Raw genomic sequence first — 24,189 nt, forward strand, 5'->3', positions numbered from 1 at the left:
GAGGTGAATTCGGGTGGAAGGTATTCAAGAAATGATCGTGGTCTTAGACTTCGGCAGTCAATACAACCAGTTAATTACGCGTCGTATCCGTGAGTTCGGTGTTTACAGTGAGCTGCACCCACATACGATTACAGCAGAAGAAATCAAAGAAATGAATCCAAAAGGAATTATCCTTTCCGGTGGACCTAACAGCGTATACGGGGAAAACTCCTTCCGTTGCGACGAAGAAATCTTTGAGCTGGGTATTCCAGTGCTTGGCATTTGCTACGGCATGCAATTAATGACGATGCATTTTGGTGGCGTGGTAGAAGGTGCAAGCCACAGAGAATACGGAAAGGCTCTTGCCACTGTAGCAAACCAATCTGCACTATATACCGAACTTCCAGAGCAACAGGTTGTCTGGATGAGTCATGGAGATTTAGTGGTTGGTGCTCCTGAAGGGTTTGTTACGGACCTAACAAGTCCTGCTTGCCCAATTGCAGGTATTAGTAATGAAGATAAAAAAATGTACGGTGTTCAATTCCACCCAGAGGTACGTCACTCTGTGTACGGAAACGACCTGTTGAAAAACTTCGTTTACCGTGTGTGCGGCTGCACAGACAGCTGGACGATTGAAAACTTCCTAGAAATCGAAATCCAAAAAATCCGCGATACCGTGGGTGATAAAAAAGTACTTTGCGCACTAAGCGGAGGCGTAGATTCTTCCGTCGTTGCCGTGTTGATTCATAAAGCAATTGGGGATCAGTTAACGTGTATCTTCGTTGACCATGGTCTTTTAAGAAAAAATGAAGCGGATGCTGTTATGAAAACGTTCAGTGAAGGCTTTAACATGAATGTAATCAAGGTTGATGCCAAGGACCGTTTCTTAAACAAATTAAAAGGTGTATCTGACCCTGAGCAAAAACGCAAAATTATCGGAAATGAATTCATTTATGTATTCGATGATGAAGCGGCAAAGCTTGAAGGAATAGAATACCTTGCCCAAGGTACGCTATACACCGACATTATCGAAAGTGGAACAGCAACTGCTCAAACAATCAAATCCCACCATAATGTAGGTGGACTTCCAGAGGATATGCAGTTCCAACTGATTGAACCGCTTAACACATTATTTAAAGACGAAGTACGTGCGTTAGGTACAGAAATGGGAATTCCAGATGAAATCGTTTGGCGTCAACCATTCCCTGGACCAGGGCTCGGAATTCGTGTGCTTGGTGAAATTACAGATGATAAACTTGAAATCGTTCGTGAATCGGATTACATCCTGCGTGATGAAATCAAAAAGGCTGGACTTGATCGCGACATCTGGCAATATTTCACGGTTCTTCCTGACATCCGAAGTGTAGGGGTTATGGGAGATCAACGCACATATGATTATACGATTGGTATTCGTGCCGTAACCTCCATAGATGGCATGACTTCCGACTGGGCACGCATTCCTTGGGATGTGTTAGAAATCATCTCCACACGTCTAGTTAATGAAGTATCTCATATCAACCGTGTTGTCTATGATATCACTAGTAAGCCACCTGCAACTATTGAGTGGGAGTAAAAATAGACAAAGTTATCTAGTTAGTGACTCAAAAACGAACATTCGACAAAGAATTATGTCGAATGTTCGTTTTTCTTGTTGACGAAGGGAAAGTAGCTTGATAATATAAAGGTAGAAATTATAACTTTATAGTTCAAATCTCGTATAAATTTGGGAATATGGCCCAAAAGTCTCTACCAGGCTACCGTAAACAGCTTGACTACGAGGTAATAGGAAATTAGTGTTCTTTGACACATAAATGGATCTCCTAACCTCTCAAATGTCAACTGATTTACGCTTCTGGTATCTGCCGGGGGCGTTTCTTATTTTATGAGGATTTTTTTAGGAGGATCAGAATGAAAAATTACTTTGAATTTGACAAGCATGGCACAAGCTACAAAACTGAATCCGTTGCTGGACTAACAACCTTTCTTGCAATGGCATATATACTAGTTGTCAATCCGCTGATGCTTTCACTAGCTAGTGTGGGAGATTATCCAGATGCTCTTCGCATGGATCAAGGAGCAATCTTTACAGCAACAGCGCTTTCTGCTGCTGTAGGCTGCCTAATCATGGGTCTATATGCAAAGTACCCAATTGCATTGGCACCAGGTATGGGACTAAATGCATTTTTTGCTTATTCTGTTGTACTAGGAATGGGCATCCCTTGGCAAACAGCTTTAGCTGGCGTATTAGTTTCAGGTTTGATCTTTGTTTTCTTAACAATGTTCGGAATTCGTGAAAAAATAATCAATGCCATTCCTGCAGAGTTAAAGTATGCAGTAGGTGCAGGTATCGGACTCTTCATTACATTCATCGGTTTTCAAAATGCAGGTGTGATAGTTGGCGACGAAGTAGTGCTTGTCGCACTTGGAGATTTAACAAATGGTAACACCCTACTAGCAATCTTCGGATTAGTCATTACCGTGATTATGATGGTAAGAGGAATTAAAGGAGGCATATTCTTCGGAATTGTCATCACAGCAGTAGTTGGAATGCTCTTTGGTCTGATTGATCGTCCAGGACAAATCGTCGGTGGAGTTCCTAGCATGAGTTCTACATTCGGTGCAGCTTTCACTCATTTAGGCGACATTTTCACCATCCAAATGCTAGTGGTCATTCTAACTTTCTTGTTTGTAGATTTCTTCGACACAGCAGGAACCTTGGTTGCAGTAGCAAACCAAGCAGGCTTTATGAAAGATAACAAGCTTCCTAGAGCAAACAAAGCGCTCTTTGCAGATTCAGCTGCAACCGTAGCTGGTGCCGTCTTCGGAACGTCCACCACTACTTCCTATATCGAATCATCATCAGGTGTGGCAGCAGGAGGAAGAACAGGCTTTGCCTCTGTGGTCACAGCGGGATTATTCTTACTATCATTAGTATTCTTCCCTGTACTATCTGTCATCACCGAACCAGTAACGGCACCTGCGCTTATCATTGTCGGCGTGTTGATGGTCTCCGCTCTTGGGAAGATCGACTGGAACAAATTCGAAATAGCAGTACCAGCATTCCTAACAGTCATTGCCATGCCTTTAACCTATAGCATAGCAACAGGAATTGCGGTTGGATTCATCTTCTATCCTATTACCATGTTAATCAAAGGAAGAGGAAAAGAGATTCATCCAGTCATGTACGCATTGTTTGTAATTTTTATTTTGTATTTTGTATTCTTAATAGAATAGTAGATAGTAGTAAAACCCCTTGCGAATGCAGGGGGTTTTACTTTTAGGCTCTTTTCTAAAAGATGATTGTAAAACCTAAGAAAAAGCCGGTTTCCAATCTTTCTGCGAATAGAAATTGCCACATTTTAAAAAACTTTCTCCATGATAAAGTACGATAGCAACGTTGATTGCGGGTGCCTTAACTATACGCAGTATAGATAAAGTATGCGAAAACAGCCTTCTTTTATTAATTCTTCTATATATAATGTTTAGGATTTTGTGGAGGTGGTACGGGAGGAGTAAGAGCAAAGTTCGCAAACTATATAAAAGTAAGAGAATCTAAAAGAATATAATTATATTAAAAAAGTAGTTGACGGTAGATGAGGATAGGTGGTATAGTATTATTCGTTGCCTCAAAAACACGATTTGATATATCGCTGTAAAGATTGCAACAAAAAATTAAAATATTGTGTTGACGGAAAACAGACAACATGGTATAGTAATTAAGTCGCCACGGAGCGACAAAAAATGCTCTTTGAAAACTAAACAAAACAACAGCGTCCACGTTGACCTTTCGAGGTTAACATGAACGAATTTTAAGTAACAAGCTAGCAACAATTTTGAGCAACAGCTCAAACTCTTTATTGGAGAGTTTGATCCTGGCTCAGGACGAACGCTGGCGGCGTGCCTAATACATGCAAGTCGAGCGAACTTCTTAAAAGCTTGCTTTTAAGAAGTTAGCGGCGGACGGGTGAGTAACACGTGGGCAACCTGCCTGTAAGACTGGGATAACTTCGGGAAACCGGAGCTAATACCGGATAATACAAGAAACCTCCTGGTTTCTTGTTGAAAGATGGTTTCGGCTATCACTTACAGATGGGCCCGCGGCGCATTAGCTAGTTGGTGAGGTAACGGCTCACCAAGGCGACGATGCGTAGCCGACCTGAGAGGGTGATCGGCCACACTGGGACTGAGACACGGCCCAGACTCCTACGGGAGGCAGCAGTAGGGAATCTTCCACAATGGACGAAAGTCTGATGGAGCAACGCCGCGTGAGCGATGAAGGCCTTCGGGTCGTAAAGCTCTGTTGTTAGGGAAGAACAAGTGCGAGAGTAACTGCTCGCACCTTGACGGTACCTAACCAGAAAGCCACGGCTAACTACGTGCCAGCAGCCGCGGTAATACGTAGGTGGCAAGCGTTGTCCGGAATTATTGGGCGTAAAGCGCGCGCAGGCGGTTTCTTAAGTCTGATGTGAAAGCCCACGGCTCAACCGTGGAGGGTCATTGGAAACTGGGGAACTTGAGTGCAGAAGAGGAGAGTGGAATTCCACGTGTAGCGGTGAAATGCGTAGAGATGTGGAGGAACACCAGTGGCGAAGGCGACTCTCTGGTCTGTAACTGACGCTGAGGCGCGAAAGCGTGGGGAGCAAACAGGATTAGATACCCTGGTAGTCCACGCCGTAAACGATGAGTGCTAAGTGTTAGAGGGTTTCCGCCCTTTAGTGCTGCAGCTAACGCATTAAGCACTCCGCCTGGGGAGTACGGTCGCAAGACTGAAACTCAAAGGAATTGACGGGGGCCCGCACAAGCGGTGGAGCATGTGGTTTAATTCGAAGCAACGCGAAGAACCTTACCAGGTCTTGACATCCTCTGACCACTCTAGAGATAGAGCCTTCCCCTTCGGGGGACAGAGTGACAGGTGGTGCATGGTTGTCGTCAGCTCGTGTCGTGAGATGTTGGGTTAAGTCCCGCAACGAGCGCAACCCTTGATCTTAGTTGCCAGCATTCAGTTGGGCACTCTAAGGTGACTGCCGGTGACAAACCGGAGGAAGGTGGGGATGACGTCAAATCATCATGCCCCTTATGACCTGGGCTACACACGTGCTACAATGGACGGTACAAAGGGCAGCAAAACCGCGAGGTCGAGCCAATCCCATAAAACCGTTCTCAGTTCGGATTGCAGGCTGCAACTCGCCTGCATGAAGCCGGAATCGCTAGTAATCGCGGATCAGCATGCCGCGGTGAATACGTTCCCGGGCCTTGTACACACCGCCCGTCACACCACGAGAGTTTGTAACACCCGAAGTCGGTGGGGTAACCTTTTGGAGCCAGCCGCCTAAGGTGGGACAGATGATTGGGGTGAAGTCGTAACAAGGTAGCCGTATCGGAAGGTGCGGCTGGATCACCTCCTTTCTAAGGATAAAGACGCTTGTTGTTTTGTTTAGTTTTGAGAGAGCATTCTCTCAATTATGAATGGCAAATCTGTCGATTTGTCTCATTTGTTCCTTGAAAACTAGATAATGTAACTAATATCAAGATATTCACAAAATATCGTTCATCTTAGTAATTTTCTAATAGATATCATCGCTGATATCGACACAAGACCGTTTGGTCTGAGGTTAAGTTATTAAGGGCGCACGGTGGATGCCTTGGCACTAGGAGCCGATGAAGGACGGGACTAACACCGATATGCTTCGGGGAGCTGTAAGTAAGCGTTGATCCGGAGATTTCCGAATGGGGAAACCCACTGCTCGTAATGGAGCAGTATCCTTATCTGAATACATAGGGTATGGAAGGCAGACCCGGGGAACTGAAACATCTTAGTACCCGGAGGAAGAGAAAGCAAATGCGATTTCCTGAGTAGCGGCGAGCGAAACGGAATTAGCCCAAACCAAGAGGCTTGCCTCTTGGGGTTGTAGGACACTCTACATGGAGTTACAAAGGAACGGGGTAGATGAAGCGACCTGGAAAGGTCCGTCATAGAAGGTAAAAACCCTGTAGTTGAAACTTCGTTCCCTCCTGAGTGGATCCTGAGTACGGCGGGACACGAGAAATCCCGTCGGAAGCAGGGAGGACCATCTCCCAAGGCTAAATACTCCCTAGTGACCGATAGTGAACCAGTACCGTGAGGGAAAGGTGAAAAGCACCCCGGAAGGGGAGTGAAATAGATCCTGAAACCGTGTGCCTACAAGTAGTTAGAGCCCGTTAATGGGTGATAGCGTGCCTTTTGTAGAATGAACCGGCGAGTTACGATCCCGTGCAAGGTTAAGTCGAAGAGACGGAGCCGTAGCGAAAGCGAGTCTGAATAGGGCGCATGAGTACGTGGTCGTAGACCCGAAACCAGGTGATCTACCCATGTCCAGGGTGAAGTTCAGGTAACACTGAATGGAGGCCCGAACCGACTCACGTTGAAAAGTGAGCGGATGAGGTGTGGGTAGGGGTGAAATGCCAATCGAACCTGGAGATAGCTGGTTCTCTCCGAAATAGCTTTAGGGCTAGCCTCATGTAGTAAGAGTCTTGGAGGTAGAGCACTGATTGGACTAGGGGTCCTCATCGGATTACCGAATTCAGTCAAACTCCGAATGCCAAAGACTTATCCATGGGAGTCAGACTGCGAGTGATAAGATCCGTAGTCAAGAGGGAAACAGCCCAGACCGCCAGCTAAGGTCCCCAAGTATACGTTAAGTGGAAAAGGATGTGGAGTTGCTTAGACAACCAGGATGTTGGCTTAGAAGCAGCCACCATTTAAAGAGTGCGTAATAGCTCACTGGTCGAGTGACTCTGCGCCGAAAATGTACCGGGGCTAAACGTATCACCGAAGCTGCGGACTGTTCTTACGAACAGTGGTAGGAGAGCGTTCTAAGGGCGTTGAAGCTAGACCGGAAGGACTGGTGGAGCGCTTAGAAGTGAGAATGCCGGTATGAGTAGCGAAAGAAGGGTGAGAATCCCTTCCACCGAATGCCTAAGGTTTCCTGAGGAAGGCTCGTCCGCTCAGGGTTAGTCGGGACCTAAGCCGAGGCCGAAAGGCGTAGGCGATGGATAACAGGTTGATATTCCTGTACCACCTCCACTCCGTTTGAGCAACGGGGGGACGCAGAAGGATAGGGTAAGCGCGCTGTTGGATATGCGCGTCTAAGCAGTAAGGCTGAGAAGTAGGCAAATCCGCTTCTCCTATAAGGCTGAGCTGTGATAGCGAGGGAAATATAGTACCGAAGTTCCTGATTTCACACTGCCAAGAAAAGCCTCTAGCGAGGAGTGAGGTGCCCGTACCGCAAACCGACACAGGTAGGCGAGGAGAGAATCCTAAGGTGAGCGAGAGAACTCTGGTTAAGGAACTCGGCAAAATGACCCCGTAACTTCGGGAGAAGGGGTGCTCTGTTAGGGTGTTAAAGCCCGAGAGAGCCGCAGTGAATAGGCCCAGGCGACTGTTTAGCAAAAACACAGGTCTCTGCGAAGCCGTAAGGCGAAGTATAGGGGCTGACGCCTGCCCGGTGCTGGAAGGTTAAGGGGAGAGGTTAGCGCAAGCGAAGCTTTGAACCGAAGCCCCAGTAAACGGCGGCCGTAACTATAACGGTCCTAAGGTAGCGAAATTCCTTGTCGGGTAAGTTCCGACCCGCACGAAAGGCGTAACGATCTGGGCACTGTCTCAACCAGAGACTCGGTGAAATTATAGTACCTGTGAAGATGCAGGTTACCCGCGACAGGACGGAAAGACCCCGTGGAGCTTTACTGTAGCCTGATATTGAATTTTGGTACAGCTTGTACAGGATAGGTAGGAGCCTTGGAAGCCGGAGCGCTAGCTTCGGTGGAGGCGTCGGTGGGATACTACCCTGGCTGTATTGAAATTCTAACCCGCAGCCCTTATCGGGCTGGGAGACAGTGTCAGGTGGGCAGTTTGACTGGGGCGGTCGCCTCCTAAAGAGTAACGGAGGCGCCCAAAGGTTCCCTCAGAATGGTTGGAAATCATTCGCAGAGTGTAAAGGCACAAGGGAGCTTGACTGCGAGACCTACAAGTCGAGCAGGGACGAAAGTCGGGCTTAGTGATCCGGTGGTTCCGCATGGAAGGGCCATCGCTCAACGGATAAAAGCTACCCCGGGGATAACAGGCTTATCTCCCCCAAGAGTCCACATCGACGGGGAGGTTTGGCACCTCGATGTCGGCTCATCGCATCCTGGGGCTGTAGTCGGTCCCAAGGGTTGGGCTGTTCGCCCATTAAAGCGGTACGCGAGCTGGGTTCAGAACGTCGTGAGACAGTTCGGTCCCTATCCGTCGTGGGCGCAGGAAATTTGAGAGGAGCTGTCCTTAGTACGAGAGGACCGGGATGGACGCACCGCTGGTGTACCAGTTGTCTTGCCAAAGGCATAGCTGGGTAGCTACGTGCGGACGGGATAAGTGCTGAAAGCATCTAAGCATGAAGCCCCCCTCAAGATGAGATTTCCTTTTACTTCGGTAAGTAAGATCCCTGAAAGATGATCAGGTAGATAGGTTCGAGGTGGAAGCGTGGCGACACGTGCAGCTGACGAATACTAATCGATCGAGGACTTAACCCAATATGATTTACATGATGACACGATAGAATTCTTGATAGGAACACATTATCTAGTTTTGAAGGAATAAACCTTCAATTGAATATGTCTGGTGGCGATAGCGAAGAGGTCACACCCGTTCCCATACCGAACACGGAAGTTAAGCTCTTCAGCGCCAATGGTAGTTGGGGGCTGTCCCCCTGTGAGAGTAGGACGTTGCCAGGCAAATGAGAGAAACCAGTGCTTATGTGAGTAGGCACTGGTTTTTTTGTGTTTTTAAGTGCAAAATTTGCTTATTTTTCATGAAGAGATGGGGTTTGGGGTGATTATTTTAATTAGATGGCCAAGATTGACGTGCTGGTGAGACATTGCGTGGAAAAAATGCTTGGAATTTAGGTATTTATTACAAAAAAAGGTAATAGAAATGATCTTTTTCAAAAGTTCGTGCCATAATGGGGCAAGTTGATGCCGAAAGGGTGCGAGTTCATGCCAAAACAGGTCGAGTTCGTGCCAAAAAACCTCGAGTTGATGCCGAACCTATTTTAGCCTCAATTTCCTCGATTGGACGACCGAAAAACGAAATGAACTATAAAAATAGGTCGAGCAGAGGTGGTGGACGACACAAAAATGAGTGGCACTCGTAAAAATAAGTCGAGCAGAGGTACTGGACGACGTAAAAATGAGTAGCAGTCAAAAAAATAGGTCGAGCAGCTAGTCTGGAAGACACAAAAAAGCGTTAGCCCCGTAAAAATAGGTCAAGCAACCAAAACAGCATCCATCCACTCGTATCCACTCCGCCATCCCAGCCCCCTTCATTCCTTGACACCCTTAACCTATCAAAAAGCGATGAATATAAAAAGGGATTTTCGTTGAACTTACATCCAGGAAATCATGAAGAAGCGCAGGGTTGCTGCAATAGAAGGTGTGAATGAGCTCGGCCTGTGCGATTAATATTGTATGGGAACAGTTCAAGTGAAAGTGCAAAATTTGCTTATTTTTCATGAAAAGATGGGGTTTGGGGTGATTATTTTAGTTAGATGGCCAAGATTGGACGTGTTGGTGAGACATTGCGATGAAAAAATGCCTGAAATTTAGGTGTTTATTACAAAAAAAGGTAATTGGAATGATCTGTTTCAAAAGTTCGTGCCAAAATGGGGCAAGTTGATGCCGAATGGGTGCGAGTTCATGCCAAAACAGGTCGAGTTCGTGCCAAAACCCCTCGAGTTGATGCCAAACCTATTTTCGTTACGATTTCTTCGGCAGAACGACCTAAAATAAGTAGAGCTCATAAAAATAGGTCGAGCAGAGGAGCTGCACGCCCCAAAAATGAAGAGGGCTCATAAAAATAAGTCAAGCAGAAGTGTGGACCAACCCAAAAACGAGGAAATGCTACATGACGTCAATAAATCAGCATTACATTCAAAAACCCCTAGATTTTCCACCTCCTTTCCACTATACTTATTTTTCTAACTAATGTGTAGAGTAGGGGGGGACACACTAAGATGAAACGAATGATGGTTATTGGGGTATCAGCAGGTGTAGGGAAGTCAACCTTTGCCATGCGACTTGGAAAAGCATTAGGAATCGAAGTATTTCACTTAGATGCGTTCTTTTGGAAGCCAGGGTGGGTACAGGCAAGCTTAGAGGAGTTCACGATAGCACAAGAAAATATGATAAAAAACAACCATTCCTGGATTGTGGAGGGGAACTACTCGGCAACCTTCAGTTTAAGAGCGGAACAGGCAGATACGATTATTTATTTAGAGCTCCCGTTGCGTGTGTGCGTATACCGTGTTATCAAGAGATGGCTAACAAACCTAGGGAAGCGTCGGCATGATCTTGGTGGAGGGTGTACAGAGAGAATGGAGTGGGACTTTCTAAAGTTTATCCTCACTACCTATAAAGCGAGGAAAAAAACAATGAAAGAACGGTTGAACTTTTACCAAAAAGATAAGCTTGTAATCAGGCTAAAGGGGAAGGCAGCTATTGAATATTTTCTAAATGAAATAGAAAAATCAAAGAGTAGCTCTGCGTCATAATACGCTAGCTACTCTTTTTACTTGGCTGTTTTCGCAAACCTTGTTACTCTGTGCATATTTTCCTGGTTCATAGCAATAATTTGTTAAAGCCTTTAACTTAGAACTGTTCAAATCTTTTAAAATGGAAAACTGCTAAAGAGATAAACACTACTGATAAGGCGAGAGTCATGCTTAGAACGAGCCAGCCTTTATCCAAAAGCTCTCCTTGCATTAGAATGGAGGTGGCGTGTTCTCTTAGGTTTGATGGGCTCCAGGTCATAAATTTTGAGAATAGGCCTGTGGAAGCACTCAAAAGAGCGAGAAAGAACATGCTGACGCCAGCAATTGCTCCAGCTGAACGAAGGAGTGTTCCTGCCAAAATAGTGACAGAAATATTGAAGAATATCCACAAGCTATAAACCACTAGACTGCTAAGCATTATCTCCCATCCAACATTGTTAAATAGTAGACATAAGAATAAGTTGCAATACTATAATAGGGGCTAGCAGTGTCCAGTCAATATCCATTAAGGTATCCTCCGATTTTTTCTTTTGTGATGGGGGTATACGACAAAAAGTAAGTAAAGCAGGGTGGGTAATGGAAACTGAATTAAGCCCCAAATTCCCCAAAACCAGGCATAGCTTTCTTTTTTCTTTGCGTCAATAAATAGAACAATACTTTGAATTAAAAGAACTGGTAGGAGCCATGGAAGCAGGGTGTAAAGTAGATTCAATTCTTCTGGCGTCATGATGGAACGCTTCCTTCCTGGTTCCGCTTGTGCAGGATGTAATAAGTTATTGGTGCAACAATGAATGCGGAAAGTTGGATGATGATAAATAGTTGTGGCACTTGTAGGATTGTTGCGGTAAAGATTGTTAAAATAATGAAAGCAGTAAAGATGAATATTCCAAGCTCCTTTTGAAACGCTTTTCGTTTTTTTGCTTTTGATAATTGAAGTTGTTCTTGAAGCTTTTGGGCAGTGGGAATGGGTGGTGTCGCTAGTTCTTCTAACTGTTTCCAATCGTTTTGTAGCTTCTTAATCGTCGTGTGCTTTTTGTCTTGTTCATTCATCGTGGTCCCACTCCTTTCTTATTGCCTTAATTCCGTTGTGTACTCTTGATTTAACGGTTCCTTCCTTCAATCCTAGCATGTTACCTATTTCCTCATACGTGTACCCGTAATAGTGCCTTAGTAAAATAGGGGTTCTTGTTTCCGCTGACAGTTGGTTAAAGTCAGTAAACGTATCGCTCCATTCTAGGCGATTTGAGCTAGAACGGAAGGTGAGTTGTCTAGAGAGTGCATGAAGGAGGCGTGTTGTTTTTTTCTTTTCTCTTTCTCGTTTTCGGATGGTATCAATATAGAGCCTTGAAGCGATGGAGATCATCCAAGTAGAAAACTTACTATTTCCTTTAAAAGATGAAAGGTTGGTATAACACTTCATCATTGTTTCTTGGGCAAGGTCGTTACACATTTCTTCCTCGAGTGTAAGCTTAAGCAAGTACTTGTATAGAAAAGAGTAGTGACGCTGAAAAAGTTCTGTGAATGCGTCATCGTCCCCTGATTGTGCTATTTGTATAAGATGCATATCCTCTTTTTGCTCCACCCCAGTGCCTCCTTTCCATGTGTTCAACCATAAGACGCTCCGAAACGGGTTAGCGTTCATTTTATTTTTTACATTTTTTTTTCATAATAAAAACCCCTAAAATCATAGGGGTTATTGTCAGTACTATTCGCCATCGTATTGTGAATCCCTTGTGGAGGAAGAGGGCTTATTTTTCCCACCTCTCACATAGACCTGCCGTTTTGTATCGCTTAGGATGTGGCGGTGGAGGTGGATATAGAGGATGCCGTTTTCGTAGGTGGCATCTACTTTGTCGTCACGAACTGGATAAGGAAGTTCAAAGGAGCGTTCGAATTCTCCTTGGGCGATTCCTTCGTCGATTAGTTCATAGCCGTGAATGTTTAAGTTAATTTGTCCTTTTACTTCTAGTTGTTGGGGACGAACGTAGAGCTGGACTTGATCTGGATTGACAAGACCGGGAAGGCACATCACACAAAGGATTTCATTTTCACTTTTGTAGATATTGGTTTGGGTTTGCATGTTTTCGAAATAGGGCTCAAACCCTTTCCAGAATTCGTCTCCAAAAAACTGATCCCATTGTTTGCGCCAATCTCCCATGTTTTTAAATTGATTATTAAATTGATTAAAAGGCATCATCAGACATCTCGCTTCCTTTCCTACCTACTTTTGTTATCAGAATATGCAGGAAGTGGTAGGTGAGTGCCTAGATAAAAAACACCGCCTAACCATTGTGGTCAGGCGGTGCTGTTGTTAATTTTCATTTTTTTCATCAGCAGGCATGACGCCCGTGAATTTTTCTTTCTTGAAGGATTTCATTAAGGACAGAACCATCAGGATCATGATAATCGCAAACGGAAAAGCCGCAATAATCGAAGCGGTTTGTAATGCTTGCAGTCCTCCTGTCCAAAGTAGGATGGCAGCTGTTGCTGACTGAACCACACCCCAGATGAACTTGATGGAGTTAGGCGGATGCATACTGCCGTTCGTTGTTTGCATGCCGAGCACAAAAGTGGCAGAATCTGCAGATGTGATAAAGAAGGTGCAGATTAAGAAAATCGCCAGTCCTGACATAATCATGCCAAACGGATAGTTCTGGAAGACAGAGAATAATGCTGCTTCTGTTCCTGTATTTTCAATGACACTATAGATAGGAGTTCCTTCAAAATATTCAAGGAAAATCGCGGAGCCTCCAAATACAGAGAACCATAAGCCACCAAAGATTGTTGGTACGAGCAATACCCCAAGCAGGAACTCGCGAATCGTTCTGCCTCTAGAGATTCGGGCGATAAAGGTTCCAACGAATGGAGCCCAGGCAATCCACCATGCCCAATAGAAAATCGTCCAGTCTTGTACCCATGTATTATTTTGATCGAATGGGAACAAGCGGAAGCTCATCGATGGAAGGTTTTGAATGTAGCTTCCAATCGTTGTAGTAAATAGGTCCATAATGAAGTTGGTTGGGCCAGCGAACAATAAGAAAAGCATTAACGAGATGGCCAACACAACGTTCAAATTACTTAAGTATTTAATTCCACGGTTTAGTCCAGTTTGAGCAGATAGCATAAATAACACCGTTACCACTGCAATAATGATGAGTTGTGTCACGGTATTGTTCGAAATAGCAGGTGTGATACTCGCCAGCCCTCCACTTATTTGAATGGCACCGAGCCCAAGGGAGGTAGCAACACCAAAGATCGTTGCAAATACTGCGATAAAGTTGATAAAGGTTCCAAGGTTTCCGTCTACACGGTCGCCGAGTACTGGTCGTAAAATAGAACTAATCACTCCAGGGCTGCCTTTTCTGAATTGAAAATAGGCTAGTGCCAGCGCGATAACAGAATAAATCGCCCAAGGGTGAAGTCCCCAGTGGAAAAATGAATAGCGCATTGCTACTCTGGCTGCTTCGGCCGTTTCCCCTTCACCAGTTGGTGGGGCAAAAAAGTGGTACATTGGCTCAGAAGCACCCCAAAATACTAATCCGATACCCATACCGGCACTAAATAACATCGCAAACCATGTGATGTAATTGTAATCCGGTTCATCTGTTGCTTTTCCAAGCTTAATACGGCCATATTTTGTAAAGATAAGAATAATACAAAATAGCAAGAATAACGTTGCTGTTAATAAATAAAACCATCCAAACTTATCCACTATAAAGCCTTGTATAGCAGTCGTTACAGGGCCTAGAGCTCCATTACCTAACACGCTTTCAGGCATCACACCCCAAATAATGAATAAGACTGCAACAACAATAGAAACAATAAATACAGGGGTTGCTTTTTTCATTTTGTGTTCACTCCTTTAAAAATCTCTCATCACTTCTTTCCTAAGTATTTGTTTAAAAAACGCCAGCTATACCATCCTACCACTTCTGGGACTTTAGCCCAATTAATATGCCTTATGTGTTTACAGAACACAGCTTCTTCCATTAAAATTAATAACTATATTTGTCACCTAGGAGGCGTGCACTTTGCTTGAAAATGGTTTTATTATGGTTGCTATCATTATCATCATTAACATCGTTTACGTATCATTTTTTACCATAAGAATGATTTTGACTTTAAAAGGACAGCGATATTTAGCTGCTGGAATTAGTATGGTGGAAGTGGTTATTTATGTAGTAGGTCTTGGGCTGGTGCTTGATAACCTGAATGAAATTCAAAACCTTGCTGCCTACGCGCTTGGCTATGGGGTTGGGGTTATCGTCGGAATGAAGATTGAAGAGAAGCTCGCTCTAGGTTACACGACCGTGAATGTCATCACAAAAGAGTACGATATGGACTTGCCAAAGCTTTTGCGTGACAAAGGGTATGGTGTAACGAACTGGGCGGCAAATGGCCTGGAGGGTGACCGTATGGCGATGCAAATACTAACCCCGCGTAAATATGAAGTCAACTTGTATCATACGATTAAAGAATATGATCCTAAGGCATTTATCATTGCTTATGAGCCAAAAACCATTCACGGCGGATTTTGGGTGAAAGCGGTGAAGGAAAGGAAAATTAAAGAATGGGTAAAACGCCAAGAAAACGAAAGTTCGAATTGATGGAAAACGAAACAATCGATGACTGCTTGGAAAGAATGGCGAAGGAAGGGTATCTTCCAACTCGACGGATGGAGGAGCCCATTTTTCAAGAAACGGTCAAAAATGGTCACAAGGAAGTCCACCCAATTGGTAGAAAGCTTGTGTTCGAAGGTAGGTTGAAGGAATAATTAGGTCAAAACACGAACATTAGAAATAAATACCTAGTTATTGTTCATGCTTTCCGTTGACATCTTGGAGTGTTGGCGGTAAGATAAACGTAGATAATAAGAAAATAACGAAACCTCATATAATTTTGGGAATATGGCCCATAAGTCTCTACCTGAGCACCGTAAATAGCTCAGACTATGAGGGGAAGTTTGCACTGTCAATTTTCATGGCGATACGTGTTTTACCTTTGCGATGAAAAAGCCCAGGTGGATTGCTTTCCCTCTTTTAATAGAAGAGCCTGCAATTTCCGCTGGGCTTTTTTGATTGTACAACCAAAGGAGTGAAGAGAATGAACGCAAGTGTTGGCGTTATCATGGGAAGTACTTCCGACTGGGAAACAATGAAGCATGCATGTGAGATGCTAGATGAACTACATATACCGTACGAAAAGCAAGTAGTGAGTGCACACCGCACACCAGATCTTATGTTTACTTATGCCGAACAAGCACGGGAAAAAGGTCTAAAAGTAATTATTGCAGGAGCAGGAGGCGCTGCCCACCTTCCGGGAATGGTAGCGGCGAAAACAACGCTTCCTGTAATCGGAGTGCCAGTACAGTCTAAAGCCCTAAACGGCCTCGACTCCTTACTATCCATCGTCCAAATGCCAGGTGGTGTTCCAGTTGCAACTGTAGCCATCGGGAAGGCGGGAGCAACCAACGCAGGTCTACTTGCGGCGCAAATGATTAGCGCGTACGAGCCTGAGGTGGCTAACAGACTTGATGCAAGAAGAAAGCGTATCGAACAACAAGTGATAGAAAGTAGTGAGCAGCTTGTTTAAACAAATTACCCCACCAGCAACGATCGGCATCATCGGAGGCGGCCAGCTTGGGAGAATGATGGCGATTCCCGCAAAAGCAATGGGCTTTAAAATTGCTGTCCTTGATCCTACCCCAAATTCACCATGTGGCCAGCTAGCAGACGTGGAAATAACGGCAGCATTTGATGATCTAGAAGCTATCAAGCAGCTTGCAGAAATGTCAGATGTGATCACCTATGAATTTGAAAACATTGACTACGAGGCTTTAACCTGGTTAGAGCAAAACGCCTATCTTCCACAGGGAAGTGAAGTCTTAAAAGCAACGCAGCACCGTATAACAGAGAAAAAAGCAATCGAAGCGGCAGGGTTACAGGTGGCTCCTTATGTGGAAGTGACCAACGCTGAGGAGCTGTCAAAAGCGGTTTCTGAACTTGGCTACCCTGCAGTGCTTAAAACCTGTCGTTTTGGGTATGACGGCAAAGGACAGGCTGTCTTAAAAGAAGAAAAGGACTTGGAGAACGCGGCAAAACTGTTGAAGGCTGGCGAATGCGTGCTCGAAAAATGGATTCCGTTTACAAAGGAAATTTCAGTGGTTGTGGCAAGAGGAACCACTGGTGAAATGACGGCATTTCCAGTTGGCGAAAACGAACATCGAGAAAACATTTTATATCGCACGATTGCCCCTGCAAGAGTGGATCAAATTTTAGAAATGAACGCCATTCAAAGTGCAATGAAGCTTGCCAAGCATTTTAGCCTGATTGGTACGCTAGCCGTTGAAATGTTTGTCCTAGAAGATGGCACGATTTATATCAACGAGCTTGCACCAAGACCGCACAATTCCGGTCATTACACGATTGATGGGTGTGAGACATCTCAATTTGAGCAGCACATCCGAGCAATCACCGGATTTCCACTAGGTAAAACAACCTTATGGAAGCCATGCGTTATGGTTAATCTATTAGGGGAGCACGTTGACCTTGCAATCGAACACATTCCACACTATGAACATGCAAAGCTCCATCTTTACGGAAAAGCAGAGAAAAAAGAAAAACGAAAGATGGGACATATTAATATTTTAGCTGATACAATAGAACAGGCTTTGGAGCAAGAGGCTTCATGGCAGATATGGCAGAAAGCTGAACGGAGGATTTTAACATGATTGAACGTTATACAAGACCGGAAATGGGTGCAATTTGGACAGAGGAGAACCGCTTTCAAGCATGGCTAGAGGTAGAAATTCTAGCTTGTGAGGCATGGGCGGAGCTTGGAGAGATTCCTAAAGAAGACGTAAGAGTACTTCGGGAAAAAGCATCCTTTGATATCGAGCGCATTAAAGAGATCGAAGCGGAAACCCGTCATGATGTGGTGGCTTTTACACGAGCGGTTTCAGAAACATTAGGCGAAGAAAAAAAGTGGGTTCATTATGGCTTAACTTCTACAGATGTGGTGGACACGGCTCTTTCTTACCAGCTGAAGCAAGCGAATGAAATCCTGCTTGCGGACATCGAACGCTTCGTTGCTATTTTAAAAGAAAAAGCACAAGAACATAAATTCACCGTTATGATGGGTCGCACACATGGCGTGCACGCAGAGCCAACGACGTTTGGCCTGAAGCTTGGGCTATGGTATGAGGAAATGAAGCGTAACCTTGAACGCTTTAAGCAAGCGGCAGAAGGAATTGAATTCGGTAAAATCTCTGGAGCAGTTGGAACGTATGCGAACATCAACCCGTTTGTGGAGGAGTATGTGTGTGAAAAGCTTGGCATTAAACGTGCGCCAATTTCTACACAAACTCTGCAGCGTGACCGCCATGCTCACTACTTAAGTACACTTGCTTTAATCGCAACCTCGATTGAAAAATTCGCGGTGGAGGTTCGTGGGCTTCAAAAGAGTGAAACGCGCGAGGTAGAGGAGTTTTTCGCAAAAGGTCAAAAAGGATCCTCTGCCATGCCTCATAAACGTAATCCAATCGGATCGGAAAATATGACAGGACTAGCTCGTGTCATTCGCGGATATATGATGACTGCCTATGAAAACGTGCCACTGTGGCATGAACGTGACATCTCGCACTCTTCAGCTGAGCGCATTATTTTACCAGACTCTACGATTGCATTGAACTACATGCTTAATCGCTTTGGTAACATCATCAAAAACTTAACCGTGTTCCCAGAGAACATGAAGCGTAACATGGACCGTACATTAGGTCTTATCTACTCTCAGCGCGTGTTACTGGCGCTAATTGATACTGGCATGTCTCGTGAGGAAGCCTATGACACGGTACAGCCAAAGGCAATGGAAGCGTGGGAGAAACAGGTACATTTCCGAGAGCTAGTAGAAGGGGAAGAAAAAATCACCTCCCGCTTAACGGCTGAACAAATTGCTGATTGCTTTGACTACAACTACCACCTGCAGCATGTGGATACGATTTTTGATCGATTAGGACTGTAAAGCTTAGTTGTGTCTGCTGGTAGCCTTTATCCGGTTACCAGCAGCGCCCAACTCATGAAGGTAGAGGAGGAATTGGGATGACTGTCGAAAAAACGGCTTTATTATACGAGGGAAAAGCAAAGCTTGTTTACGCAACAACGGACGAAAACATCGTTTGGATTCAGTACAAAAACTCCGCTACTGCTTTTAACGGCGAGAAGAAAGCGGACATCACAGGCAAGGGCCGCTTAAATAATGAGATTACGAGCTTACTATTTTCCATGCTTAGGGAAGCGGGAATTGAAAATCATTTTATCGAACGTAAATCAGAAACAGAACAGCTGGTGAAAAAGGTAGACATCATTCCCTTAGAAGTCGTGGTTCGAAATATTACTGCCGGTAGCATGGCGAAGCGACTGGGAATCGAAGAAGGGCGCACGCTAGAAGAGCCGATTGTGGAATTCTACTATAAGGATGACAGCCTTGGTGACCCAATCATTACTGAAGATCATATTGAAATTTTAAAGCTTGCCACAACAGAAGAAGTGGACTTTTTGAAGCAAGCTGCACGTAAAGTCAACGTGGTATTATCGGAATTTTTCGCAAAAAAGAACTTGAGATTAGTAGATTTCAAGCTTGAGTTTGGAAAGACAAACGATGGAAGAGTCATTCTTGCAGATGAGGTGTCACCAGATACGTGCCGTCTTTGGGATAAGGATACGAATGAAAAGCTAGATAAGGATGTTTTCCGCAGAAACCTTGGAAGTTTAACTGATGCATATGAAAAAATACTAGCCCGTATTGGAGGAGAGCAGCATGTATAAAGTGAAGGTATTCGTAACATTAAGAGAGAGTGTGTTAGATCCACAAGGAACAGCAGTGAAAAACTCGCTTCATAGCCTTTCTTACAAAGAGGTGGAGGAAGTGCGAATTGGTAAGTTCCTCGAATTAACGATTGCGAAGTCAGACCGTGATTTAGATGTACTTGTTAAGGAAATGTGTGAACGCTTACTTGCCAATACCGTGATTGAAGACTTCCGTTATGAGGTGGAGGAGGTTGTTGGGTCGTGAAATTTGCAGTGATCGTGTTTCCAGGCTCTAACTGTGATGTGGATATGTACCATGCCATTAAAGATGAGCTTGGCGAAGAAGTAGAATACGTGTGGCATGATGCAACGAACCTAGAGGAGTATGACGGAATTTTACTACCAGGAGGATTTTCCTATGGAGACTACTTACGCTCTGGCGCGATTGCACGCTTTTCTAACGTGATGCTACAGGTGCAAAAGGCTGCAGAAGCCGGCAAGCCAATTTTAGGGGTATGTAACGGGTTTCAAATTTTACTAGAATCAGGTCTTCTTCCAGGGGCAATGAGAAGAAACGAGCGTTTAAAGTTCATGTGCCGTCCTGTTCAGTTAAAGGTAGAAAATAATGAAACGATGTTCACATCTAGCTATGAAAAAGACGAAATTATCACCATTCCCATTGCGCATGGGGAAGGAAATTACTATTGTGATGAGAAAACCTTAGGGGAATTAGTAAGCAATGGGCAAATTGCTTTTTCCTATCATGGTGATAATCCAAATGGTAGTCTACAGGATATTGCTGGCATTGTAAACGAAAAAGGAAATGTTCTTGGGATGATGCCGCATCCGGAACGCGCAGTATCTGAGCTTTTGGGCAGTGCAGATGGCCTGAAACTTTTTCAATCTATCGTTCGTAATTGGAGGGAATCACATGTCGTTACTTCTTGAGCCAAATCCAGAGATGATTAAAGCGGAAGGCATTTACCGTGAGATGGGCCTTAGCGATGAAGAGTTTCTTATGGTAGAAAAAATTCTTGGTCGTCTCCCAAACTACACGGAAACTGGACTATTTTCTGTTATGTGGTCCGAGCATTGCAGCTACAAAAATTCCAAGCCAGTGCTTCGTAAATTCCCAACAGAAGGTCCAAAGGTGTTACAAGGACCTGGGGAAGGTGCAGGGATTGTGGACATTGGGGACAACCAAGCTGTCGTGTTCAAAATCGAAAGCCATAATCACCCGTCTGCTATTGAGCCTTATCAAGGGGCAGCAACTGGTGTTGGCGGAATCATCCGTGATGTATTTTCTATGGGAGCACGTCCGATTGCATTATTGAACTCTCTGCGCTTTGGGGAACTGACTTCTCCACGCGTGAAATATTTGTTTGAAGAAGTAGTGGCAGGAATCGCCGGCTACGGAAACTGTGTGGGCATCCCAACAGTTGGTGGCGAGATTCAATTTGATCCTGCTTATGATGGAAACCCGCTTGTAAACGCGATGTGTGTGGGACTTATCAATCATGAGGATATTAAAAAAGGGCAGGCAAAGGGTGTTGGGAATACCGTGATGTACGTTGGGGCAAAAACGGGACGTGACGGAATTCACGGAGCAACCTTTGCATCCGAAGAGCTATCCGAAGCTTCCGAGGAAAAACGTCCAGCAGTGCAAGTGGGCGACCCGTTTATGGAAAAGTTACTCTTAGAAGCCTGCTTGGGAATTGTTAAGTGGGATGGCCTTGTTGGTATCCAGGACATGGGAGCAGCTGGCTTGACTAGCTCTTCTGCTGAGATGGCATCAAAGGCTGGTTCTGGAATTGAAATGAACTTAGACCTTGTACCACAGCGTGAAACGGGAATGACGGGCTATGAAATGATGCTGTCTGAGTCACAAGAGCGCATGCTGATTGTCGTGGAAGCGGGTCGTGAGCACGAGGCGCAAGAAATCGTGGCAAAATATGACCTTGAAGCAGTGGCAATCGGGAAGGTAACAGATGATAAAAAATTACGCTTGCTTCATAAAGGCGAAGTAATTGCTGATGTGCCGGTGGATGCATTAGCGGAAGAAGCGCCAGTGTACCATAAGCCTTCTAGTGAGCCAGCGTACTATCGTGAGTTTCAAGAGATGGACGCAGTGGTGCCAGAAGTAGCGAACTACGAGGAGACGTTGGTGGCTTTATTGAAGCAGCCGACGATTGCCAGCAAAGAGTGGGTCTATGACCAGTATGATTATCAGGTGCGTACGAATACGGTGGTCGTTCCTGGCTCAGACGCAGCAGTAGTGCGCATTCGTGGCACAGAAAAAGCGTTAGCGATGACAACGGATTGTAATTCCCGTTATCTCTATTTGGACCCAGAAGTTGGTGGGATGATTGCGGTAGCAGAAGCAGCTCGTAATGTTGTCTGCTCTGGCGCGAAGCCTCTAGCGATTACCGACTGCCTGAATTTTGGTAATCCTGAAAAGCCGGAAATCTTCTGGCAAATCGAAAAAGCAACAGATGGTATGAGTGCAGCATGTCGTAAGCTGGAATCTCCAGTCATCGGTGGAAATGTGTCGTTATACAACGAAACAAATGGTGTTGCTGTTTACCCTACACCTGTAGTCGGCATGGTCGGTTTAATTGATGACTTGAAGCATGTGACAACGCAGGAATTCAAAAATGAGGGAGACCTGATTTATGTAATCGGGGAAACAGGTGCTGACTTTGGTGGAAGTGAGCTTCAAAAGCTATCTTTTGGCAAAATTTTTGGCAAGGCTCCTGCAATTGATTTGGATGTGGAAGCTAGACGTCAAGCAGAGCTGTTAGCAGCAATCCGTGGTGTCTTAATAGCTTCTGCACATGATGTAGCGGAGGGCGGAGTGAGTGTGGCACTAGCAGAAAGTGCAATGGGAGCACAGGGCTTAGGAGCAGCAGTGACATTGACTGGGGAGATGACAGCTGCTTTGTTTAGCGAAACACAATCCCGCTTTGTTGTGTCTGTTCGTCCACAACATCAGGAAGCATTTGAGATGGCTGTGACAGATGCTAGATTAGTAGGAAGTGTTACAGCAACAGGTACGCTTCATATTGAATCAGCATCTCGTGAAGTAGCGATTCATTTGTCTGTTGAGGATCTTAGGAAAGCTTGGAAAGGAGCTATTCCATGCTTGCTGAATTAAAAGGCTTAAACGAAGAATGTGGGGTGTTCGGGATTTGGGGACATCCCGAAGCCTCCCAAATCACCTATTATGGCTTGCATAGCCTGCAGCATCGTGGCCAAGAAGGTGCCGGAATTGTCACTACAGATGGGGAGAAATTAACAGCGGTTAAAGGCGAAGGTCTTGTGAACGAAGTGTTCGGAAATGGTAGATTAGAAGAGTTACGCATGGGGAAAGCGGCGATTGGCCATGTGCGTTATGCTACGGCTGGTGGCGGAGGCTATGAGAACGTCCAGCCTCTCTTATTCCACTCACAAACTGGCAGTCTCGCACTTGCGCATAATGGCAACCTCGTGAACGCCAATGCTTTGAAACACCAGCTTGAAACGATGGGAAGTATTTTGCAAACAACGTCTGACACGGAAGTTTTGGCGCATTTGATTAAAAGAAGCGGCTACACCTTGCTGAAGGACCGTGTGAAAAACGCATTGTCCATGCTAAAGGGAGCGTACGCATTTTTAATCATGACCGAAACGGAAATGATGGTTGCCTTAGATCCAAACGGCTTGCGCCCACTGTCGTTAGGTAAGCTGAATGACGCGTATGTGGTGGCATCGGAAACCTGTGCGTTTGATGTGGTTGGTGCGGAATTTATCCGTGACATTGAGCCAGGAGAATTGTTGATTATTGATAACGGCGGCTTGCATTCGGAGCGTTTTACGATGCATACCCAGCGCGCGATGTGCAGCATGGAGTACATTTATTTTTCTAGACCAGATAGCAACATCGATGGCATTAATGTGCATACCGCTCGTAAAAGCCTCGGAAAGCAGCTGGCAATGGAGTCCGCTGTTGATGCGGATGTAGTAACGGGTGTGCCGGATTCTAGTATTTCTGCGGCGATAGGGTATGCGGAGTTTTCCGGCATTCCTTACGAGCTTGGCTTAATTAAAAATAGATATGTAGGTCGAACATTTATCCAGCCTTCACAAGCTTTACGGGAGCAAGGCGTGAAGATGAAGCTCTCACCAGTACGCGGTGTGGTGGAAGGAAAGCGTGTGGTGATGGTCGATGATTCGATCGTGCGCGGGACGACTAGTAGGAGAATTGTAAGGATGCTTCGTGAGGCAGGTGCAACAGAGGTACATGTGCGCATCAGTTCACCGCCGATTAAGAATCCTTGTTTTTATGGAATTGACACATCCACGCATGAGGAGCTGATTGCTTCTTCTCATTCGGTGGAGGAGATGCGAGAAATCATCGGTGCGGATTCGTTGGCATTTTTGACTCCTGGTGGGTTGGTCGAAGCGATCGATCGTCCATTTGACGGGGAAACCCGCGGCCAGTGCATGGCTTGTTTTACCGGCAAGTACCCAACGGAAATTTTTCCGGATACAGTGCTGCCGCATGAGAAATGTTAGGGTGAGGGAATAGGGTGAATTGGTGTGGTGAAGTGTAGCGTAGTGACGGGGGAAGTTGACATAACATCAGGAGTGTCGCAATAAACGTTAGAAGTGTTGCAATAACTCAAGAAAGTGTCACAATAAACGTCAGAAGTGTTGCAATAACTCAAGAAAGTGTTGCAATAAACGTCAGAAGTGTCGCAATCACACCGAAAAGTGTCGCAATCACTTCAAAAAGTGTCGCATTCCCAAATTTGCGACCAGTAATCAAGTGAGCGACCACCCAAAAAACCCAAAAACCACCATCACTC

Annotated in this window: 20 protein-coding genes, 3 rRNA genes and 2 riboswitches; of the genes, 17 read left to right on the forward strand and 6 right to left on the reverse strand. The window is 45.1% G+C overall.

The window, feature by feature from the left end; translation table 11 throughout:
* Nucleotides 1-31: 31 nt before the first annotated feature.
* The 7 genes from guaA to FIU87_RS02030 all read left to right on the forward strand — a co-directional run bounded on the left by guaA (nucleotide 32) and on the right by FIU87_RS02030 (nucleotide 10,538).
* A complete protein-coding gene (gene guaA / locus FIU87_RS02005; RefSeq protein WP_152446376.1) occupies nucleotides 32-1,552 on the forward strand; it encodes a glutamine-hydrolyzing GMP synthase in 1,521 nt (506 codons plus the stop codon).
* A gap of 120 nt (nucleotides 1,553-1,672) precedes the next feature.
* Nucleotides 1,673-1,774: riboswitch (purine riboswitch) on the forward strand.
* A 113-nt stretch (nucleotides 1,775-1,887) separates the two neighbouring features.
* Nucleotides 1,888-3,213, forward strand: a complete 1,326-nt coding sequence (locus FIU87_RS02010) for an NCS2 family permease (RefSeq protein WP_152443037.1) — start codon at nucleotides 1,888-1,890, stop codon at nucleotides 3,211-3,213.
* A gap of 620 nt (nucleotides 3,214-3,833) precedes the next feature.
* A 16S ribosomal RNA gene (locus FIU87_RS02015) occupies nucleotides 3,834-5,385 on the forward strand.
* Between the two features lie 204 nt (nucleotides 5,386-5,589).
* A 23S ribosomal RNA gene (locus FIU87_RS02020) occupies nucleotides 5,590-8,523 on the forward strand.
* Nucleotides 8,524-8,607: 84 nt separating this feature from the next.
* A 5S ribosomal RNA gene (gene rrf / locus FIU87_RS02025) occupies nucleotides 8,608-8,724 on the forward strand.
* Together the 16S, 23S and 5S rRNA genes form the textbook arrangement of a ribosomal RNA operon.
* A gap of 732 nt (nucleotides 8,725-9,456) precedes the next feature.
* Nucleotides 9,457-9,594: a hypothetical protein gene (locus FIU87_RS21185; RefSeq protein ID WP_216647525.1), complete on the forward strand. Its 138-nt coding sequence runs from the start codon at nucleotides 9,457-9,459 to the stop codon at nucleotides 9,592-9,594.
* 407 nt (nucleotides 9,595-10,001) lie between these two features.
* Entirely contained in the window at nucleotides 10,002-10,538 is a 537-nt protein-coding gene (locus FIU87_RS02030; RefSeq protein ID WP_152443038.1) for a P-loop NTPase family protein, read from the forward strand.
* Nucleotides 10,539-10,635: 97 nt separating this feature from the next.
* On the opposite strand, the gene FIU87_RS02035 is transcribed toward FIU87_RS02030, so the two are convergent.
* The 6 genes from FIU87_RS02035 to FIU87_RS02060 all read right to left on the reverse strand — a co-directional run bounded on the left by FIU87_RS02035 (nucleotide 10,636) and on the right by FIU87_RS02060 (nucleotide 14,385).
* Nucleotides 10,636-10,956, reverse strand: a complete 321-nt coding sequence (locus FIU87_RS02035) for a hypothetical protein (RefSeq protein WP_216647527.1) — start codon at nucleotides 10,954-10,956, stop codon at nucleotides 10,636-10,638.
* 87 nt (nucleotides 10,957-11,043) lie between these two features.
* Nucleotides 11,044-11,265: a transcriptional regulator gene (locus FIU87_RS02040; RefSeq protein WP_152443039.1), complete on the reverse strand. Its 222-nt coding sequence runs from the start codon at nucleotides 11,263-11,265 to the stop codon at nucleotides 11,044-11,046.
* Nucleotides 11,262-11,588 carry a YxlC family protein gene (locus tag FIU87_RS02045; protein WP_152443040.1) on the reverse strand — a complete coding sequence of 109 codons (327 nt, stop codon included), beginning with the start codon at nucleotides 11,586-11,588 and terminating at the stop codon, nucleotides 11,262-11,264. The genes FIU87_RS02040 and FIU87_RS02045 overlap by 4 nt, the downstream gene beginning before the upstream one ends.
* On the reverse strand, nucleotides 11,581-12,120 hold the full coding sequence (gene sigY / locus FIU87_RS02050; protein ID WP_152443041.1) for an RNA polymerase sigma factor SigY: 540 nt from the start codon (nucleotides 12,118-12,120) through the stop codon (nucleotides 11,581-11,583). Before sigY ends, FIU87_RS02045 begins: the two co-directional genes overlap by 8 nt.
* A 123-nt stretch (nucleotides 12,121-12,243) precedes the next feature.
* Complete coding sequence (locus tag FIU87_RS02055; RefSeq protein ID WP_152443042.1) at nucleotides 12,244-12,735, reverse strand: Hsp20/alpha crystallin family protein; 492 nt, start codon at nucleotides 12,733-12,735, stop codon at nucleotides 12,244-12,246.
* Nucleotides 12,736-12,849: 114 nt separating this feature from the next.
* Nucleotides 12,850-14,385 (reverse strand): glycine betaine uptake BCCT transporter, encoded by a 1,536-nt coding sequence (locus tag FIU87_RS02060; protein ID WP_152443043.1) that lies wholly within the window; start codon nucleotides 14,383-14,385, stop codon nucleotides 12,850-12,852.
* A gap of 205 nt (nucleotides 14,386-14,590) precedes the next feature.
* Here FIU87_RS02060 and FIU87_RS02065 point away from each other — a divergent pair, with 205 nt between their 5' ends.
* The 10 genes from FIU87_RS02065 (at nucleotide 14,591) to purF (ending at nucleotide 23,896) form a co-directional block, all read left to right on the forward strand.
* Nucleotides 14,591-15,145, forward strand: coding sequence for a DUF2179 domain-containing protein (locus tag FIU87_RS02065; RefSeq protein ID WP_152446377.1), 555 nt, complete (start codon nucleotides 14,591-14,593; stop codon nucleotides 15,143-15,145).
* Nucleotides 15,109-15,312 carry an NETI motif-containing protein gene (locus FIU87_RS02070; protein WP_152443044.1) on the forward strand — a complete coding sequence of 68 codons (204 nt, stop codon included), beginning with the start codon at nucleotides 15,109-15,111 and terminating at the stop codon, nucleotides 15,310-15,312. The genes FIU87_RS02065 and FIU87_RS02070 overlap by 37 nt, the downstream gene beginning before the upstream one ends.
* A 95-nt stretch (nucleotides 15,313-15,407) precedes the next feature.
* A riboswitch (purine riboswitch) is annotated at nucleotides 15,408-15,510 on the forward strand.
* 131 nt (nucleotides 15,511-15,641) lie between these two features.
* On the forward strand, nucleotides 15,642-16,130 hold the full coding sequence (gene purE, locus FIU87_RS02075; protein WP_152443045.1) for a 5-(carboxyamino)imidazole ribonucleotide mutase: 489 nt from the start codon (nucleotides 15,642-15,644) through the stop codon (nucleotides 16,128-16,130).
* A complete protein-coding gene (gene purK / locus FIU87_RS02080; RefSeq protein ID WP_152446378.1) occupies nucleotides 16,123-17,268 on the forward strand; it encodes a 5-(carboxyamino)imidazole ribonucleotide synthase in 1,146 nt (381 codons plus the stop codon). Before purE ends, purK begins: the two co-directional genes overlap by 8 nt.
* Nucleotides 17,265-18,557, forward strand: a complete 1,293-nt coding sequence (gene purB, locus FIU87_RS02085) for an adenylosuccinate lyase (protein WP_152443046.1) — start codon at nucleotides 17,265-17,267, stop codon at nucleotides 18,555-18,557. Before purK ends, purB begins: the two co-directional genes overlap by 4 nt.
* Nucleotides 18,558-18,634: 77 nt before the next feature.
* Nucleotides 18,635-19,360, forward strand: coding sequence for a phosphoribosylaminoimidazolesuccinocarboxamide synthase (gene purC / locus FIU87_RS02090; protein ID WP_152443047.1), 726 nt, complete (start codon nucleotides 18,635-18,637; stop codon nucleotides 19,358-19,360).
* Nucleotides 19,353-19,607, forward strand: a complete 255-nt coding sequence (purS, locus tag FIU87_RS02095) for a phosphoribosylformylglycinamidine synthase subunit PurS (RefSeq protein ID WP_060664027.1) — start codon at nucleotides 19,353-19,355, stop codon at nucleotides 19,605-19,607. Before purC ends, purS begins: the two co-directional genes overlap by 8 nt.
* Nucleotides 19,604-20,290, forward strand: a complete 687-nt coding sequence (purQ, locus tag FIU87_RS02100) for a phosphoribosylformylglycinamidine synthase subunit PurQ (RefSeq protein WP_152443048.1) — start codon at nucleotides 19,604-19,606, stop codon at nucleotides 20,288-20,290. The genes purS and purQ overlap by 4 nt, the downstream gene beginning before the upstream one ends.
* Complete coding sequence (gene purL, locus FIU87_RS02105; RefSeq protein WP_152443049.1) at nucleotides 20,274-22,496, forward strand: phosphoribosylformylglycinamidine synthase subunit PurL; 2,223 nt, start codon at nucleotides 20,274-20,276, stop codon at nucleotides 22,494-22,496. The genes purQ and purL overlap by 17 nt, the downstream gene beginning before the upstream one ends.
* Complete coding sequence (purF, locus tag FIU87_RS02110; RefSeq protein ID WP_152443050.1) at nucleotides 22,481-23,896, forward strand: amidophosphoribosyltransferase; 1,416 nt, start codon at nucleotides 22,481-22,483, stop codon at nucleotides 23,894-23,896. Before purL ends, purF begins: the two co-directional genes overlap by 16 nt.
* Nucleotides 23,897-24,189 lie beyond the last annotated feature (293 nt).

The organism is Bacillus sp. THAF10 (assembly GCF_009363695.1).
In the GTDB taxonomy this organism is placed as follows: Bacteria; Bacillota; Bacilli; order Bacillales; family Bacillaceae_I; genus Sutcliffiella_A.

Bases quoted from the DNA above. Each gene is read 5' to 3' on its own strand.
- purC (WP_152443047.1), top strand. From the start codon at position 18,635: ATGACTGTCGAAAAAACGGCTTTATTATACGAGGGAAAAGCAAAGCTT.
- FIU87_RS21185 (WP_216647525.1), top strand. From the start codon at position 9,457: ATGGGAACAGTTCAAGTGAAAGTGCAAAATTTGCTTATTTTTCATGAA.
- FIU87_RS02065 (WP_152446377.1), top strand. From the start codon at position 14,591: ATGGTTGCTATCATTATCATCATTAACATCGTTTACGTATCATTTTTT.
- FIU87_RS02060 (WP_152443043.1), bottom strand. From the start codon at position 14,385: ATGAAAAAAGCAACCCCTGTATTTATTGTTTCTATTGTTGTTGCAGTC.
- FIU87_RS02035 (WP_216647527.1), bottom strand. From the start codon at position 10,956: ATGCTTAGCAGTCTAGTGGTTTATAGCTTGTGGATATTCTTCAATATT.
- FIU87_RS02070 (WP_152443044.1), top strand. From the start codon at position 15,109: ATGGGTAAAACGCCAAGAAAACGAAAGTTCGAATTGATGGAAAACGAA.
- FIU87_RS02045 (WP_152443040.1), bottom strand. From the start codon at position 11,588: ATGAATGAACAAGACAAAAAGCACACGACGATTAAGAAGCTACAAAAC.
- purE (WP_152443045.1), top strand. From the start codon at position 15,642: ATGAACGCAAGTGTTGGCGTTATCATGGGAAGTACTTCCGACTGGGAA.
- FIU87_RS02030 (WP_152443038.1), top strand. From the start codon at position 10,002: ATGAAACGAATGATGGTTATTGGGGTATCAGCAGGTGTAGGGAAGTCA.
- FIU87_RS02055 (WP_152443042.1), bottom strand. From the start codon at position 12,735: ATGATGCCTTTTAATCAATTTAATAATCAATTTAAAAACATGGGAGAT.
- purB (WP_152443046.1), top strand. From the start codon at position 17,265: ATGATTGAACGTTATACAAGACCGGAAATGGGTGCAATTTGGACAGAG.
- FIU87_RS02040 (WP_152443039.1), bottom strand. From the start codon at position 11,265: ATGACGCCAGAAGAATTGAATCTACTTTACACCCTGCTTCCATGGCTC.
- purS (WP_060664027.1), top strand. From the start codon at position 19,353: ATGTATAAAGTGAAGGTATTCGTAACATTAAGAGAGAGTGTGTTAGAT.
- purL (WP_152443049.1), top strand. From the start codon at position 20,274: ATGTCGTTACTTCTTGAGCCAAATCCAGAGATGATTAAAGCGGAAGGC.
- purF (WP_152443050.1), top strand. From the start codon at position 22,481: ATGCTTGCTGAATTAAAAGGCTTAAACGAAGAATGTGGGGTGTTCGGG.
- guaA (WP_152446376.1), top strand. From the start codon at position 32: ATGATCGTGGTCTTAGACTTCGGCAGTCAATACAACCAGTTAATTACG.
- FIU87_RS02010 (WP_152443037.1), top strand. From the start codon at position 1,888: ATGAAAAATTACTTTGAATTTGACAAGCATGGCACAAGCTACAAAACT.